The sequence below is a fragment of the Shewanella sp. 1180_01 genome (genome assembly GCF_052850535.1).
This window is the reverse complement of sequence record NZ_VXCT01000077.1, coordinates 1-15,923: the sequence shown is the minus strand read 5'-3', so window position 1 is coordinate 15,923 and position 15,923 is coordinate 1. Positions and strand designations below refer to the sequence as shown.

Annotated in this window: 13 protein-coding genes and 1 pseudogene; 4 read left to right on the top strand and 10 right to left on the bottom strand. The window is 44.5% G+C overall.

Annotated elements, in window-relative coordinates; genetic code table 11:
• The 4 genes from FW758_RS22835 to FW758_RS22820 all read left to right on the top strand — a co-directional run.
• The coding region (locus FW758_RS22835) for a hypothetical protein (protein ID WP_446446622.1) at positions 1-631 on the top strand (631 nt) is incomplete at its 5' end.
• 42 nt (positions 632-673) lie between these two features.
• On the top strand, positions 674-898 hold the full coding sequence (locus tag FW758_RS22830) for a hypothetical protein (RefSeq protein WP_014357987.1): 225 nt from the start codon (positions 674-676) through the stop codon (positions 896-898).
• 709 nt (positions 899-1,607) lie between these two features.
• Positions 1,608-2,255, top strand: coding sequence for a DUF4145 domain-containing protein (locus tag FW758_RS22825; protein ID WP_263238976.1), 648 nt, complete (start codon positions 1,608-1,610; stop codon positions 2,253-2,255).
• A gap of 147 nt (positions 2,256-2,402) precedes the next feature.
• Positions 2,403-2,912: a hypothetical protein gene (locus FW758_RS22820; RefSeq protein ID WP_006083693.1), complete on the top strand. Its 510-nt coding sequence runs from the start codon at positions 2,403-2,405 to the stop codon at positions 2,910-2,912.
• Between the two features lie 1,522 nt (positions 2,913-4,434).
• Here the strand turns inward: FW758_RS22820 and FW758_RS22815 are convergent.
• From FW758_RS22815 to FW758_RS22770, 10 genes and pseudogenes are all read right to left on the bottom strand, one after another.
• Complete coding sequence (locus FW758_RS22815) at positions 4,435-6,303, bottom strand: methyl-accepting chemotaxis protein (protein WP_446446623.1); 1,869 nt, start codon at positions 6,301-6,303, stop codon at positions 4,435-4,437.
• Between the two features lie 113 nt (positions 6,304-6,416).
• Positions 6,417-7,505, bottom strand: coding sequence for a porin (locus tag FW758_RS22810; protein ID WP_041411181.1), 1,089 nt, complete (start codon positions 7,503-7,505; stop codon positions 6,417-6,419).
• Positions 7,506-7,645: 140 nt separating this feature from the next.
• A complete protein-coding gene (locus tag FW758_RS22805; RefSeq protein WP_311901111.1) occupies positions 7,646-8,626 on the bottom strand; it encodes a formate dehydrogenase subunit gamma in 981 nt (326 codons plus the stop codon).
• A 91-nt stretch (positions 8,627-8,717) separates the two neighbouring features.
• Positions 8,718-9,317, bottom strand: a complete 600-nt coding sequence (locus FW758_RS22800; protein ID WP_012089440.1) for a TorD/DmsD family molecular chaperone — start codon at positions 9,315-9,317, stop codon at positions 8,718-8,720.
• Positions 9,317-9,862 (bottom strand): 4Fe-4S dicluster domain-containing protein, encoded by a 546-nt coding sequence (locus FW758_RS22795; protein WP_012089441.1) that lies wholly within the window; start codon positions 9,860-9,862, stop codon positions 9,317-9,319. The genes FW758_RS22800 and FW758_RS22795 overlap by 1 nt, the downstream gene beginning before the upstream one ends.
• Positions 9,863-9,872: 10 nt before the next feature.
• Positions 9,873-12,086 carry a molybdopterin-dependent oxidoreductase gene (locus tag FW758_RS22790; protein WP_446446621.1) on the bottom strand — a complete coding sequence of 738 codons (2,214 nt, stop codon included), beginning with the start codon at positions 12,084-12,086 and terminating at the stop codon, positions 9,873-9,875.
• Between the two features lie 111 nt (positions 12,087-12,197).
• Positions 12,198-13,394, bottom strand: coding sequence for a disulfide bond formation protein DsbB (locus FW758_RS22785; protein ID WP_371824888.1), 1,197 nt, complete (start codon positions 13,392-13,394; stop codon positions 12,198-12,200).
• Between the two features lie 450 nt (positions 13,395-13,844).
• Positions 13,845-14,807, bottom strand: coding sequence for a LysR family transcriptional regulator (locus tag FW758_RS22780; RefSeq protein WP_012089444.1), 963 nt, complete (start codon positions 14,805-14,807; stop codon positions 13,845-13,847).
• 466 nt (positions 14,808-15,273) lie between these two features.
• Positions 15,274-15,411 (bottom strand): annotated as a pseudogene (locus FW758_RS22775) (IS3 family transposase); the annotation flags it as partial.
• 163 nt (positions 15,412-15,574) lie between these two features.
• On the bottom strand, positions 15,575-15,923 hold a 349-nt coding region (locus FW758_RS22770), incomplete at its 5' end, for a hypothetical protein (RefSeq protein WP_446446620.1).

The following is a 15,923-nucleotide window of genomic DNA, read 5'->3' as shown; positions in this document are numbered from 1 at the left end:
CCTGAGAAGAACCAATGAAATATTTGTTTATTCGAATATAGATAAGCCTAGGCATACAGTAGATCTGGGCTTGGCGATTGAAAGGCTTGAAAAAATATCGAAAGTTAATTTAAAGCAACCCGATGTAAAGTGCATTAGGACCGCATCTGAGCTTAGAAATCAAATTGTTCATTTTGAGTTTGATCTTTCTATCGAACAAATTAAGTCTAACTTTGTGAGTCTTGTTGGGTTTTATACATCGTTTTGCCGCGATCATTTGGATTCAGATATTGTTTCCCAACTTCCACCTAAACTTCACTCAGAGTTGCTAAATCTCGATAGTTATATTGAAGAGCTTGAGAACAGAGCTTCCGAGCGAATGGTCGCTGAAGAAATTCCAGATGATGAGGTATGGGAATGTCCAGCTTGTAAAAAATATACATTTGTGATTTACGATGGTACAGATTCTTGTTACTTATGTGGTCATTCTGAGCCAGTTGTTGAATGTGAGCAGTGCCAGGCTCTTGAGTTCGAGGAAGACCTTGAGCAGGTAGATTTTGGTAATATGAAGGGCTGGGAAAACTATAAGTCACTATGTAAGGATTGTTTTTCCAAACTGGAAAATGAAAACCCTTATGAAGAGTATTATTGAGCAAAAGCTAACAAACGCGTCAACTGTTTAGAGGAAAATGTAATGTCTAAAGATATAGAGATTCCGGCTAAGTTACTAACTTATGGCGGTGGAGAAGAAGATCCTATTGATATGGATGCTTATCTTAATCAGGGTGGCTTAATTACTATTCGAATTGATGAAGAAAATTGGATTGAACTATCCCCAATTTCGGCAAAAAAACTTCTTAAAAAGCTCGACTACGCGGTGGGGCAATCTTTGGCGGAGTATCTGTCAGCTCAGGACTAAAACGTTGAGAAAACAGTTAATCGGGAAGCCGGAGGTATCTAGTCTCCAGCCCCCACCCCCCCCTGCATGCGGCTCCGTACAGGGCGGTTCCTAAAGATGTTCAAAACAGACTGGCCAATTAGCTCCAGTTTGCGTCAACGCTCCTAAACCCGGTCGGGCACGGAATAGTTGAGCTGCACAGGCTCCTCATTGATCTTTAGGTTCAGGCTTTCACCGTGTCCCATCCATTACGATGGGCGTTGGGCTACATGCCGTCTGCTGACTTCTGCTTAATCACATGCCAACTCACCTCTAGCCTACGCCTCATATGATGTTCTTGTTCATCAGCTCGCAAATTTGCTAGCGGCTTCCTCCAGACCAAACCTTGCGATTAAGCCCTTGCCATTCGCTAGTAGTTAACGTTTAATAACAGCACGTTATTGAACGGTGATCTTCCTACAGAGGACTTTCACCTCATTAGTTCATGCCCGTGCTGGGCGTACACAAGGCAATAAAGTCGGATTCGTAACAGTTTGCTCGGTTCCACTTCGTTTCACATTTTAGCAAACTGTTACTCACCGCTTATTGCGGCTTTATGTGCAAAATTTAAGGTACGTATAAAGTGGTAGAAAATTATTTCGATTATATAAACAAAAGATTCACCGTTAGCTTCACAGAGCACAATACGCCTCCTGTTTTGTGCCCACATTGTTCTACTGGTGAGATTAAGTTGGATAATGCAACATTCTCATTTGAGGAAAACCCTGACTCTAAGGCGCTTCATTCCCATCCTGAATTTGAAGTGGATTGCATTGAATATAGATATTCGGGCTCTTTCCTTTGTCCAAACTGCAACGGTCGTACATACAGCTGTGGAACAGGTAGCCATCACGAATTTCCTCCTCAAGGTCCTGACGATGAATATGAGGACTTCCCCATTTTTTATCCGAAGTATTTTGAGCCGGCAATTCCTTTATTTCTAATCCACAATAAATGCCCGAAGCCAGTTCAAGACTTGTTGTTTTCATCGTTTAAACTAGCATGGACCGACGTCTCCGCTTCGGCAAATAAACTAAGAATAGCAATTGAAACGTTACTTACTACAATTGATCCCGAGTTAGCGAAAATCAAAGTACTGCATGAAAGAATAGAAGCTTTTAGTAAATCGCAGCCTGAAGTCGCTAAATTGTTAATGGCAATTAAATGGTTAGGGAACGAAGCTAGTCATGAGGGGGCGCTAAAAGAGTACGATCTGGCTTTTGCATATGAAGTTATGGAATTATCGATTAATCGTCTTTTTGATGACTCTGAGGACAAGATTAAGCAGCTAGTAGAACTAGTTAACAAAAACAAGGGTAAGCCGTTCCAAGAGTGGTAAGTGTAGGTGTGGTTTTGCACATACAATCTGTTTAAGAGGGATTCGCAACGCGTGGCATTTTCACTATGCGTTGGTTTAAGTGATTAAAGTAGTATGCGGCGGCTTTTGTATTGCGTTGCTCACCCCTTAACATGGCGTTAAAAGTCTATGAGCCATCCACTATTGTCAATGCCAGAACGAACAGAAGAATCAGATGCGGTTTACGCTGTGTTGGGAAGAGCATTGGCATACGCTACAGAATTTGAAAGTAACTGTCGTACTTTGGCCCATCTTTTTGATATTGAAAAATCAGACAGTGAGTTCTCTTACGAGATCTATAAGTTGGTCAAGTCAGGTACTTTGCATGCAAAGATAAAGTTACTCATTGATGTGCATGGATTGCCTGACTGGGTAGAAGAAAAGGTACATGAGGCAAGAAAAGCTAGAAACTTTATTGCTCATGAAGCGGCGGAGGATCATAAGAGAATGATGTCAACACCACAGCTAATGAAAAGCTTCGAAACTACCATCATGCAGATGACAGGGGAAATAGCTGATGGAAATCACATCGTGCTTGATGTGACGAGAATGCTAAAGGAAGGAAAACGTGTCCATGGGTCAGATGTTGTTGCATATTCGTTCGCTGTGGCTTCGTGGATTAGCCGTGAAAACTTTTAACAAGGCGCTGCTTCGGACAAATTTTCCGCTTGGCTTCAATTTACCTCAGAGCGCGGCATTAATCCATAGAAATATTAATCCGAAACCAACGAGTTAGAGTAAAAAATCTAACAAGGTTTTGTCCAGAAATGTGATGTCGAGTGGAGATTGAGCGCTTGGAGCTCACGCAAGACTGCTCAAAACCTCGCAATTCCCCTGACCTTTTTAACCTGATAAAATTAACACAAGACCAACAAAAGCACGCCATTGCATCCTCCTGTAGGGTTGATGCAACGACTCGCCTGTAGCCTTACTGCTGCATGGGTTTGAGTACTCCCAACTTTTTGATAGGATCTAGGGATTATCTAGGCCGCATCGAAAAACGATTGAACCACAATGGTGTAATACACCTATCGGAACACTACATATCAGCAACAACTAAGACTAAGAAAACGTGCGCTATTCTCACTCGTCATCGTCCCACAACACGTCTATATAAACCCTATCAATGCCGGCTTCACCCACAAACATCAGCAAATGCCTGAACGACTAACGCAACTGCAGCTATTAAGCAGCTAACGAACGGAAGCATGCACCTTGATGCCAGGCATCAACACCTATCCGCACAATCGATCCCCCAGCCTCCAATAGACAACTAGCCAACGTGAGATGAGTGGACACATCGGCAGGTAAACACAAGGCAGGAACATAGAACCAAGTAGAACAACACTCTTTGGTACCGGCCATCATCGACCACTGGCCTTAACGTATAGCTGTTTAGCGCTCATGCTGCGCTTTGGGATTGGATAAAATTGACGACTAGGCATGAAGCGTAACGAGGCAGGTTGACACGTCCGCAGGTGAAGATAATGGTTTAAGAACAGATCAAACTGAACGTACGATTGAACTGGATTAGTCATGGACTTAACCTGTCAATATTCAAATCACGATACAATTAGATTCGAAAGGCTGCTTTAGCTCACTTCTGCCCGTGCTACGTAAGTCGTATGGAGCGCTGTTCACCACGATAAGAGTGAACCATCTGTATCACCAGATGACCCTATGGCTCTGAATAAAGTAGCAAGTCACACAATGTAACGAAGTCCAGCAGATGCTGGGCAGGAGCAGAATCGTGAAAGGACGTTCCTCCTGACAACCGCAAGTGCGCCTTAGTGGAGGCTTGAGCCGTATGCAATGAAAGTTGCACGTACGGTCCTTAGGAGGGCGGCACCTGGTAACAGGTGTCGCCTATCCGACCAAAATCACTTAAAGCGATTCCTCATTACACCTTGCTAACTCATTGCTTGCACGAATTTTTGTAATAAATCAAAAGTGTCTTACATCTTAACCGTCCGATGGGATTAGACCTGAACAACTTGTGATGCAGCAGCGAAAGAGAAAATGTCGGTGCAGTATATTTACTCATGATAGACGCAGTTGGTGATCATAATGGCTTTAGGTAGCAAGATTACATGCGATTAATTGTCATTTAGTGCACACTGTTTTCTGAGGTTACTGCAATAATCTTACGGCTATTCAGTGCTTAGGTTAATTTGAACTGATTAACGATAAGCGTAAGTTGTTGGTTGGCTGCTGCCAAATTTAATGTTTCATTAGCGGTACTCTCACCGTTGACCGATAACTCATTAGCCATTTCACAAATGGCAGACATGTTGCGAGTGATCTCATTGGAAACCGAGCTTTGCTCCTCTGCAGCAGTGGCTATTTGCGCATTGAGATCATTAATACGATCGACAGAGCTGCCAATGGTATCAAGATCGCTCGCCACTTTTTTGGTGGTGTCGGCAGTTTTAAGGCAGGTATTTTTAGTGATATCCATCGACGAGATGGCGGTTTTTGAGGTTTCTGTTAGTGTATAGAGCGTCACCTCGATTTCAGCGGTACTGGATTGGGTTCGTGCCGCTAATGCTCTTACCTCGTCGGCCACCACGGCAAAGCCACGACCTTGTTCACCTGCTCGGGCAGCCTCGATGGCGGCATTGAGTGCTAATAGGTTAGTTTGATCGGCTATCTCGCCAATGACTTTTAGCACTTGAGTAATATTGACAGTATCTCTATCTATTTGCGCAATGCTGGCAGAGGTGTTTTCCACTTCTCTCACCAATTTGGCAACGGTATCCGTGGCGTCGGCGACAACCGATTTTGACGCTAATGTTTGCTGCTTGGTGATCTGAGTGAACGAGGCGGTTTCTGCACCGTTGCGCGCTACATCGTTTGCCGTCGCACTCATCTCCTCAATGGCGGCAACAATCTGTTCGGTTTCGGTGGCGTGAGCTGTCAGTATTACACTATTAGCGTCGGTTTCAGCTTTAAGACGCTCAACACTATTGGCGATATGAGTGGACGATTGCAACACTTCTAGCATCATACGTTGCAGCTGCTCAATAAAGAGATTAATCCCCTTAGAGATCTGGCCTAAATCATCATCTGTTCTAACCTCTAAGCGTCGAGTGAGATCGCCATTGCCGTGCGACAATTCACTCACCATCTGTTTTAGTGATAGAATCGGTCGGTAGAGGATAGAGAGCACGCCCAGCAAGGTAGCAATCGCTAAGGCGAGCATTATTCCCGATGAGAGTAGAGCACTATAAAGTGCTTTGTCCACAGCGGCATAGGCCACCGATTTGTCGAGCCCAACAAACAGATACCACTTTTTGCCGTTGACGAGTTTAATCGCTTTAGAGAAGGCTAATGTATCTTGGCCATCTATGCTGTATTCCTGCATCACCTCATCATTGGACAATAGTTTTTGTTCTACTTGTCCCAAGCCAAAGTCAGAAAATCGCGAGCCAGTTACTAGCTTACTTGATTCTGATGCCAGTACTTTACCTGTTTGGTCTGTGATCAATGTGACAGCGCCAGGGTAGCCTACAGCCTTGACGGTTTCACTCAGGTAGGTGAGTTCAATATCGCCAAGCACAACGCCGTTTCCGAGGTTCTTTAAGATAGAGATAACATCGTGCCCAGTGCCATCATCGACATAGATGTCGGTAATATCAAGGTTGTGAGATGATTTGCCTTGTGGATACCATGGACGAACGCGTGGGTCGTATTTTTCTGGTATTGCTTTACCATTTCTCCACTTGGCATTGGTCTCCGTTGAGTAAGCACTACCGTCATCAAAGCCAAAGTAGATACGAGCGACACCGCCTACGTCGGTAGCCATTCTGGCCGCATTGACATAATTGTCCCGATACGTGCCAGCCTGATAGTGCAAAGCCAGAGCATCGATGGCATCGGCTTTCTCTTTAAACCAGTTTTCAATATTACTGGACTCATATTTTACCACATCGGTGAGTTTCTCGTTGGCGCTGTCAATGGTGTTTTGCTTTATTTCCATATAAGACAACCAGTTGGAAACCAACAAACAGAGGGTGACCAAAGCCACCATCGACGCGATGAGCGATTTTCTAAATCCTATCAATTTGAACTCTCCACAACGTGGTGTGAAATAAAGAGGCTGGGAAGCAGCCTCTTTGGATGGCTTAGCGATTGAGGGCTAAATTAGCCTTGCCAAGTCAGGTTGAAGTCATATCTAAAGCCGATAGTTACTGCTTGGTCATCGTTGCCGTTCTCCAAGCTTTTATCCAGGTACTCAAGGTGCACACGCACATTGCTGAGAGGATTCCACTCTAGTGTGGTGTTAAAGCCATCGTAGTCAGCAGAGCCATTACCCTTGATGCCATCTTTAAACTGAAAATACCCTAGTTTGATTTTGTACTCATCGTTGAGTGGATAGGCCAACGCCGTATCTAAAGTGCTGCCACTGCGGTCGGCATTGGTGAGTGACTGGTCGAAATTATATTGTTTGTCTTGGTAGCTAACGGCGACATAGAGACCGTTGTTAAAGGTATAAGCCGCTACACCGCCCAATGTTTGGTTATCACCGCCGACTTTACCGTCAATTAGGGTGTCTTGGGTGACATAACCTAAACCTAAATGCAGGGCGCCAGTGTCGTAGCCCAAACCAAGGTTAATCATATCGGCATTACTGTCGCCTTGGTTACCATCAACTTGCACACCTGCCATAAAGGTTAAGCCATTGCTGACCAATTGGTAGGTGACAAAGTTATCGACAAAAAATGGACTTTCGTGATCATAGGCATATGGGCTGTTGCCGTGGTTAAAGATATCCACGTACTCGGCCACTAAGGTGTATTGCGCTGGGCGCTGTTTACCTATACCGACTTGGCCGTAAGGTGAAGCAATAGCGGCATAAGCTTGACGGGCTTTGCCAAAGTTACCTGAATTGGCAATATCAACATTCCATTCACCTTGAGCAATGGCTTGCCAGCCATCGGCAAATTCTGTGCTGGCTTTAATGCCGATACGAGACAGTGCATCCCTAACGTCCCATGTTTGTTCATCACCTTCATCAAGGTAGCTTAAGGTTGGGCGAATCGAGCCGTACAGGCTGACTTGGCTGTTTTTAAACTGTGACGGTGCCGTGTTTTGCTCTAATTGTGCAATGCGTTGATTGAGCGCTTCCACCTGTGTCGATAACGCATCGGCCTCGGCCGCATAGGCCTGTGAGGCGCTTAAACCCATGGCAATAATCAGGGCTGTTTTACGTGAAATATGACATGTTTTCATTGGTGTAAACCTTACTTTTACGGTTTTTGGCATGTGCATAGCCCCCAAGCTCTATTTAAAAGAGTCGGCAAATGGCTTTCACATACGCGTAATTGAAGATGAAGAAGCTGAGCGCCAGCGCACTCAGCCTAGGTTTGGTTTTACACTTTCCCTGCTTTTTTCAGGTCGTTAAACCAAAGGTTATGATGTTGTTTGGCCCAGTTTTCATCGCAATAGCCAGAGGTCATGTTAGACATGCCGCCCTCTGACATCACTGTTGCCATAAAGATATGTACCACAGAGAATGCACTGATGATGATGGTTGAGCCTATGTGCAATAGCAGCATCAAGTTGGCGGTATTTTTAGTGACCTCAAATGTAGCGGGGAACATCATGGTTAGCCCTGAGACCACCATTACACCGCCAAATATGGCAAACACCCAGAACCACAGCTTTTCGCCCGCATTGGCAAAACCTGCATCAGGGTGCTGTTTTTTGCCCATGTTGATATAACCACCCAAGACAGCAAACCATTTAAGATCATAACTTGCTGGGAACTGCTTAGGTGCCCACATAATGATCATCAGCAGATAACCTAGGATAAATGGCCACGCCATAAGCTCATGCAAGCCACTCGATAATCCGGCCAAGGCCGACCAAGCACCTGCGTTCATACCAGGCTCAAAGTAGAGACGACCGCCGCCCAATACCAAACCCGTTAACATAAGCAAAATGCAGGGGATGGCTCCTAGCCAGTGCACACTGACACTTAAACCTGACCAACGTTTAATTAACTTGCCTGAAAACCCATGATCCAGTTTTGACACGCCGTTAATAATCACAAAAGCGATGAAGACAATAGTCACACCAAATAGGCTCGCAAAGAGTAAAAACGCGATGCTATCGGTGGCGCCCAAATAAGCCAGGATTGACTCATCGGCCTGCTCAGGGACTGATGCGGGCATCAGCAGTTCGGGTTGTGTTGGCATGCCACGGATCTCAGGAATGTCACCGGCAATCGCATGTTCTTCAATTGTTTGCCACTGCTGCGGCTGCAGCGTAGCGACCTCGTCAGCCAATGCATAACTGGATGCAAATAGGCTGAGTACAATAAGGCTGAACCATCTTATTGCTTTACTCATTAATAACTCCTTGCGACACGCAGTGGCCGCGTATTGGGTCTAACCACGGTTGATAATGACACCATGGTTAGACGACTCATCGGTATACCCGTTAATGCTTAACGGTTTGATGTTGTTCATTGATAAAGTGCAGTAACTCTTTGGCGAACTCGCGCCAGAATGCTTGAGTGGCATGTTGGATAATTCCCTCGCAAAATGGGGTTATCCAACGACCTAGGTGCATTGCAAGAAATTCATCTGCAAGTTCGTTCAGTGTCAACACATACTCATGTTTATCGAGCGTATGTTGCTCAAAAGCCATGGCATGCAAGCAGTACAGGAATTCGAGTTCATTACCAATGAAATCGGCTGGCTCATTAAAACTATCGTCGATAATGAGGCCAATTTGTTGGTAAAACTCTGCAACCCGAACTGTTTCTTCGGTAAAAATTTGATGGTTACCGCTCAGATACACTGACTCGTAGGGGGCGACTAATAACTTATATGGCCCGATACACATGCGGTTAAAGTCGAACTCTAATTCGGATGCATCACTGCTAAACTTCATCGCCTCATTCAGTAATGGGCTTTCTGGACGTGCTTGCTGCAGATAGGTTATTAACCCCACGAGCGCATGAGTGTCAGAAGGAGCAAACATCATTGATTTAAAGGCATGATAAGCCATTGCTATCGGGCCATATTGGATTGTCATTATGCGCGTTCCTTAATGATCACTAGGTTAGGCTTGGTAATACAGTCACTATAGCCAATGCCTTCTTTACTCGCAGATGGACGTTTGAGTGTCTCTTGCAGATTACCAACATCAAGACACTCCACAGGGCAACCACTGACGCAAGCTGGTTTCATGCCGCGATCGAGTAGCTCGACACACATATTACACTTGTCGGCTTTACCATCGTCTTCACGAATGCTGACCGCATCATATGGGCAGGCGCTGGCGCAAAGGCCACATCCTGTACATTTCTCTCGATCTAGTACCACAATGCCGTCATCACGAACATGGTAGGCTTTGGCTGGGCAGACCATTAGGCATGCTGGGTTTTCACAGTGCATACACGCATGGGACAACCACACATCGATAGCGCCGTCAGCGCGCTTAACTTCATAGCGATCAACTTTACGAAAACGATGGTTTTCGGGCAATTCATTGTGGATTTGGCAGGCTACGGTACACGCTCCACAGCCGACACAGTTCTCTTGTCTGAATACAAAGCCCAATTTCTTATTTAATGACATCAGTTACTCCTTAGGCTTTGGTGAGTGCGACACGGGTAGAATGATATGCAGAGCAGCCGCCCATATCGGTCAGGGTGTCAGTGGTCAGGTTATTGGTACAGCTTGCTTTACCTTGAGGGTCCATGCGGCGCCAGTTATTTTTAGGTGCCATCACGGTACCGCGAACGACTTGGGTCGATACCTGAGCAATAAAAAAGGCTTCGCCTCGTTGGTTATTGAGTCTGACTCTGTCGTTATTATTAATCCCTAACTCTGCCGCATCTTCAGTGTTAATCTTGGCAAAATACGCTGGGAAGTTACGAATATACTTCACGTTATAGAAGGCGCTGTTTGCGCGTTGCGGAATCGCAGGTGACAGTAAACGGAATGGCAAGTTTTTCTCTTCAGGGAGCATCTCATCTTCAGGTAATCCGAAGTCAATAACTGGGTGGAAACCAGCCTCTTTCATCATCTCTGAATAGAACTCAATCTTGCCACTGTCTGTCTTATATTTGCCATCGCCGAAGTAAGGCCGTTGATCATAGACGGTGACAAATTTGTCGCGAATGATCTGCTCATAAGTAATGTTGTTGTGTCTAAAGGCAGGCTCTTCGGTGTCAAGGAAGTCACGTAGTATCTGCTCGTAATCAACGCGCATCTCAGGGAATCGGTCGAGTCCCATATGGGCACCTAACTCTTTAAAGAAGATCCAGTTATCTTTAGATTCACCTAACGGCTCAATAACTTTTTCAGAGGTTTGCATATGGTAACAGTTGTAGTCTGTGCCCATGTCTGGGAACTCAAACTGGGTGGTGGAAGGCACAATGATATCAGCTAATTCAGCAGTATCTGTCATCAAGAAGTCATGGACAACCAAGAACAGATCATCGCGCATGGCGCCACGGCGGCAGGCATTTGAATCGGGTGCAACCGAGACAAAGTTACCATTGTAGTTAATGACCGCCTTAATCGGTTTGATCGGTTTCCCATAGGCTATAGGGTTTTCAGGATCGAGCGCTTTGGCAATTTCTGTCATGTTCACATGGCCCACTGTGTCTGGGTTAGGGTGAATATGGTCGGCACGACCTTTACTGTAGTTTAAACTGTCATCTGCTTGGGTGTTGTCGTAAATAAAGCCATTACCAATCTTTCCATATTGGCCTGCAACAGCGTGCATCATTGCGATGGCCCGTGACATACGAGCACCGTTGAAGTTACGTTGCATACCGTAGCCTAAGCGCAATACAGAAAGCTCTGATTCACCATAGACTTTAGCAAACTCAAACATCTTGGCTGTTGGTACACCAGTGACACGCTCAATCTCTTCATAGCTCATCTCATTGAGGCGTATAAGCAGTTGCTCGTAACCCAAGGTGTTTGCCTTGATAAACTTGAGATCGGCCAAGTCGTGTTCAATCAGATACTTCATGATGCCTGAAGCCAAATGGGTATCGGTACTGGGTCTAGGTTGCAACCAGATATCTGCTTGTGAGGCGATAGGTGTGCGAATAGGGTTAACTACTAACAGTTTGGCACCTTTGTCTCGCGCTTGGTTAATGAACTTGATGCCATGCACATTGGTGGCGGTTTCATTTTGCCCCCAAGAGATATAGCAGTTGGTATAGATATTGTCGTAGGGATCGGGTCCTTGGTAGGTACCAGTAACCGACTTTAAGCCCTCATAAGCGGCGAATACACAAACCTTTCGGTCAAGCTTGCGTGCACCAATAGCATTAAAGAAACGGCTTGGTCCGCCGTATTTACCGATAACCCCCTCATGACCTGAGTAGCTATAGGGCAAAATTGAATCGGCTCCGTGGTCTTTAATGATCTGCTGCAGTCGGCTAGCAATTTTGGCATAGGCTTCATCCCAAGAGATACGGCGCCATTTGCCTTCGCCTTTTTTGCCCGCGCGTTCCATGGGGTGGAGAATACGATCCGCCGCATAGGTGTATTGTACGTAGGCGTGGCCTTTAACGCAGGGAGAGGTGCCCATCTTCTTCATCTCTGAAGCTCCCTCTACATAGGTCATACGGCCATTTTGCACCGTAAACTTGAGCAGACAGCGGTCAGCGCAGTTACGTTGGCAAGTGTGGTACTTTATCTCCCCTTCTCGTTTTGCTAATAGTCCCGTATTAGCTCCCGGTTCTTTAGCATTTGCAATACCGGGGGTTAACCCTGACAGAGAGGACAGCACAGCGCTTGCTGCAGCTCCCTGCAAAAACGTGCGTCTATCGATTTTCATCGTCATCACCCACTATGTTTTGAACCTTAGGTTCATTTTGATTATTGGTTTTGTGCCTTTTATATTGCCGGGTAGCCGGCGTGCCCCGAGAAAAGCCCGGGGCGAAATTACTTACATCACATAGGTTTGTAGTAGGTTTTGCCCATTGATCTGGCTGATGGTCAACAGCTTGCCATCCTGTACTAATAGTCCTTGCGGATTGGTTGTGCCTGCAAGTTTGGCCATAGGTGCTACTTCACCAGTGAGCAGATTGAGTTTTAATACCTCGCTACCGTCGTTGTTGAGGAGCCATGCTTGTTCACCTTGAACGCTGATACCTGTTACCTGTGGTAATGCAGGGAGTCCTTGCAGATTAGATTCGGCAGAGAGCGTCATATCTGTGCGGTCAAAGCGTGATAACACTAAGTGTTCGTTGAGCGCATCGCGGGTCGTCACAGTGACAAATTGTTCGAGTGTGCTGCTGTAACCCAATGCCAAGCTGTAACTGGTTTTAGCGCGTACCGTGCTGAACTGGCCGCGAGCGATTTCGCCTATACCATCGCTGCTTTGGTTAAAACGGCGATAGTTCATTTCCCAGTTTTGTGTAGGATCTAAGGTTAATTCAACCCATGCTTTATTGAATCCCATCACCAGCAAGCTGTTAGTTGAAGTAAAGGCAACCCCATGAAGCGTTTCAATATGCAGCATATACATGCCATCAATTTGCGCCTTGCTGAGGATTTGCATTTGCTTATCGAGGATATAGACCCAATTATCGGTCGTCGTCAGGGCATAAATTCCTGCTTCAGCCTGATAGTCAATGGCAGTCACGCGTCCGCTTATCTCCGATGGCAGCACTTGTTCTGCGACTAACTTAACTCTAGGTGCATCAGAAAATTGTGCTTCGGTTGGTTGCCAAGATTCAATCTCTGGATTATCAATAGCGTAAGCACCGCGGGCATTAGGTGCATAAGTTGGCCAGTGGTCGAGTTCCCAACTCATGTATTGAGGGTTAAAAGAGACTCGACCAGGGCTATCTTGACCTACGAAGGGAAGAGGACCTGTTTGTGTAAAGGCTTGGACAATATTGCCACTGATCACGACCAGGAATATCCAACAGGCAACCTTAGGGAGCGTATCGAGTGGTTGCTTGCCGTAGCCGTTATTCGGGAACTTATTGCCAAGTGTAAGCATGAGTAATGCCACCACAATAAGGACAGTGACAAATACGAATAACGCCCAAGTATAGGTATGAGCTCCCATGATTTTCAGTGAGAAACCTTGACCAATATCGCTACCTAAATTGATAGATGTATGAACTGAGGCCATAAAAGCCCCATATATTCCAAGCCAAACTAGCGCTGCGATATATTTGGGTTTTAGGCCAAAGCGAACGATATAGAGAGCCGTTAGCGCTACTAAAATCATGGCTGTTCGTTCTTGCCAGCAAAATGCGCAAGGGTTATCTAAATAAATAAATCCGAAAATAAAACAAGCAATACCAACGGGTAATGCCATGATAATAATAGAAGCAAATGAAGCTAGCTTATTAAATAAATGCTCTTTCATGGTAGCCCTTTAGTAATTGCCGATAGGAAGTAAAATGCCCCAGGACATCATTATCCAAATGAAGAAACTTAAACCAATGCAACCAAATAATAATTTGTCTGCGAGCGACTCTTTTTCTGGTTTTTTTAACACCAGATAAGCAGCAAAGGCCGCGATACAAAAAAGTGTGAACTCCATTAACTACCTCTTTATTGACGTGTGACATATCTCTTAACTAGCTGAAGCTAATCGCCATTCTCTCTCTAATCCGTAAATTAGTTTTGATTTAACCCAATTGAATGCAGGGGAGTTATTTATGTTCCCATAGAGAATATAATTTCCAACTGCTCTTTGTTCGCTACGAATTTCCTTAATATCTTTAATCATTTCATCAGTTAATCTTCGATAAAGTACTGTTGGGATCATATCAACAAATCGACGAGTGAATTGGTTACAACTTAGCGTGATGCTGTTTGATTGCGCCAGGATTTGCATGGCTGTTGCAACACTGTCTGTATACCCCGCAATATCCATTTGCAATCCTTTGTCACGACATAGATTGACTAGTAATGGACAACTGAGATCGTTATAGTTATCGATCTCTAATAACGGATAATGTGATAATTGCTCCAATGACATCTCACCCTCTAATATTGGGTGATTATGATTAGCCAAAATGTAGATATCTCCGGTTTCCGAGAAGATTTCGTTGTTAAGTCTGATGTCATCAAAACCTTCATAAACAACAACAAAATCGATATCACCTGTAATTAGTTCATTGTTACAGTCGTGACTTAAGCTACGGACATCAAATCTAAGATTTGGCGCTTCTGGTTGAATATAATTAGCGATCACGGTGTGAACTGCATAAACAAATTCATCATAAGCACGTATTACAAAATGACCACTAGATTCACTAGGAGTAAAAACAGAATGTTGACGTTCCAGCAATTGATATTGTTCAACCAGATATTTGGCATGTGGAATGATTTCTTCTAACTTTGTGGTTGGAATTAATCCATTAGACTTTCGAATAAACAATGAATCATTAAATATATCTCTAAGTATGTTTAACGTACGAGTGACGTTACAGTTTGATAAGCCAAGCTCCGTGGCAGCAATGTTGCCTTGCCCATTCTTATAAATTGAAAGTAAAACTCTAAGCTGAAGGTAATTAAGACTATTTATATTCACTTTAGTAAACTCTTAGCTTTATTTATGTGTTATATATTGCTCCTTTTAATGCTTATTGCCTAGGTTGTTATTTGATTGTTTTATAGTTAACATTTAAAACTATGAGGTTGCACATATTTTTCAATGATTGAAATATTCTTTTTTCCGATTGTGAAATTGAAATTTTATGATTTTTATTGATAATATGTGAACAGCGTCAAATATAACTCTGAAATATAATTCAATTTAATTTTTTGTGATGTATGTACTTGTGCTAGATATATCCACTCGTTTTAAGAGCGGATATCAGCGATTAGTTATCACAGGGAAACCTAAAAAAGTTGCGATTATTGTCTGTATTTGGGAGGTGTGATGTTAAATGCTGTCTTGAAAGATGGGGGCAAGAACTATGCAATATTTGGATTATCGGCGGCGTTGTTGAACAATCAGTGAATTAATCGGTGTCACCATGATCAGATTGTACTGGTCAACCCAAACTAGGCACTTTTAGTTGAGAATTTTCAAACTCTACCGGTGACAGACCATCATTAGCAAAATGAAGTTGCTCCAAGTTGTGATATTTCATGTAAGCCGCCACATCTTGCTTCATAAACTCCCTTGTTGGTTAAGCAACTTAAATGGCCAAGGTTATTCCCATTGCAATAAAAAGTGAAACCGGCATATTTACCGAGATAACGGGCCGAACCTTTGGTAAAATCCAGTCAACGGGTTAGCAGTCTTGGTGGACAACCGGCTAACCCGCCAGCCCTCGTAAGAGGGCGTTCCTTCTAATTCATCCTATCTAGCAGTGCCATTTCGGCTTTTCTTAACCAGAAGATGTATGACTTTTTACTGTCAAATCCCATTAAGGCCCACTGCTCTTTGCACAGGTAATGGGCGCGAATAGCGCGTTTGCAGTTAATGGATAGCTGCTCAACGAGGTGGTCAAAATGGGCGACGTGGGCAGGCACGTTGAGTTCGTGCTTTAAGTTGCCACCGCCCATCGCTTCACCTAAGCGGTCGCAGGCGCTGCGGTTTGAAAACCCCTTGCCCAATTCTTGGTGCACCCAATAACGGCCCCAGCGATACAGCCCTAACCGCAACGCCTTAATGTTCATCCTCTGCTCGGGTTCATCA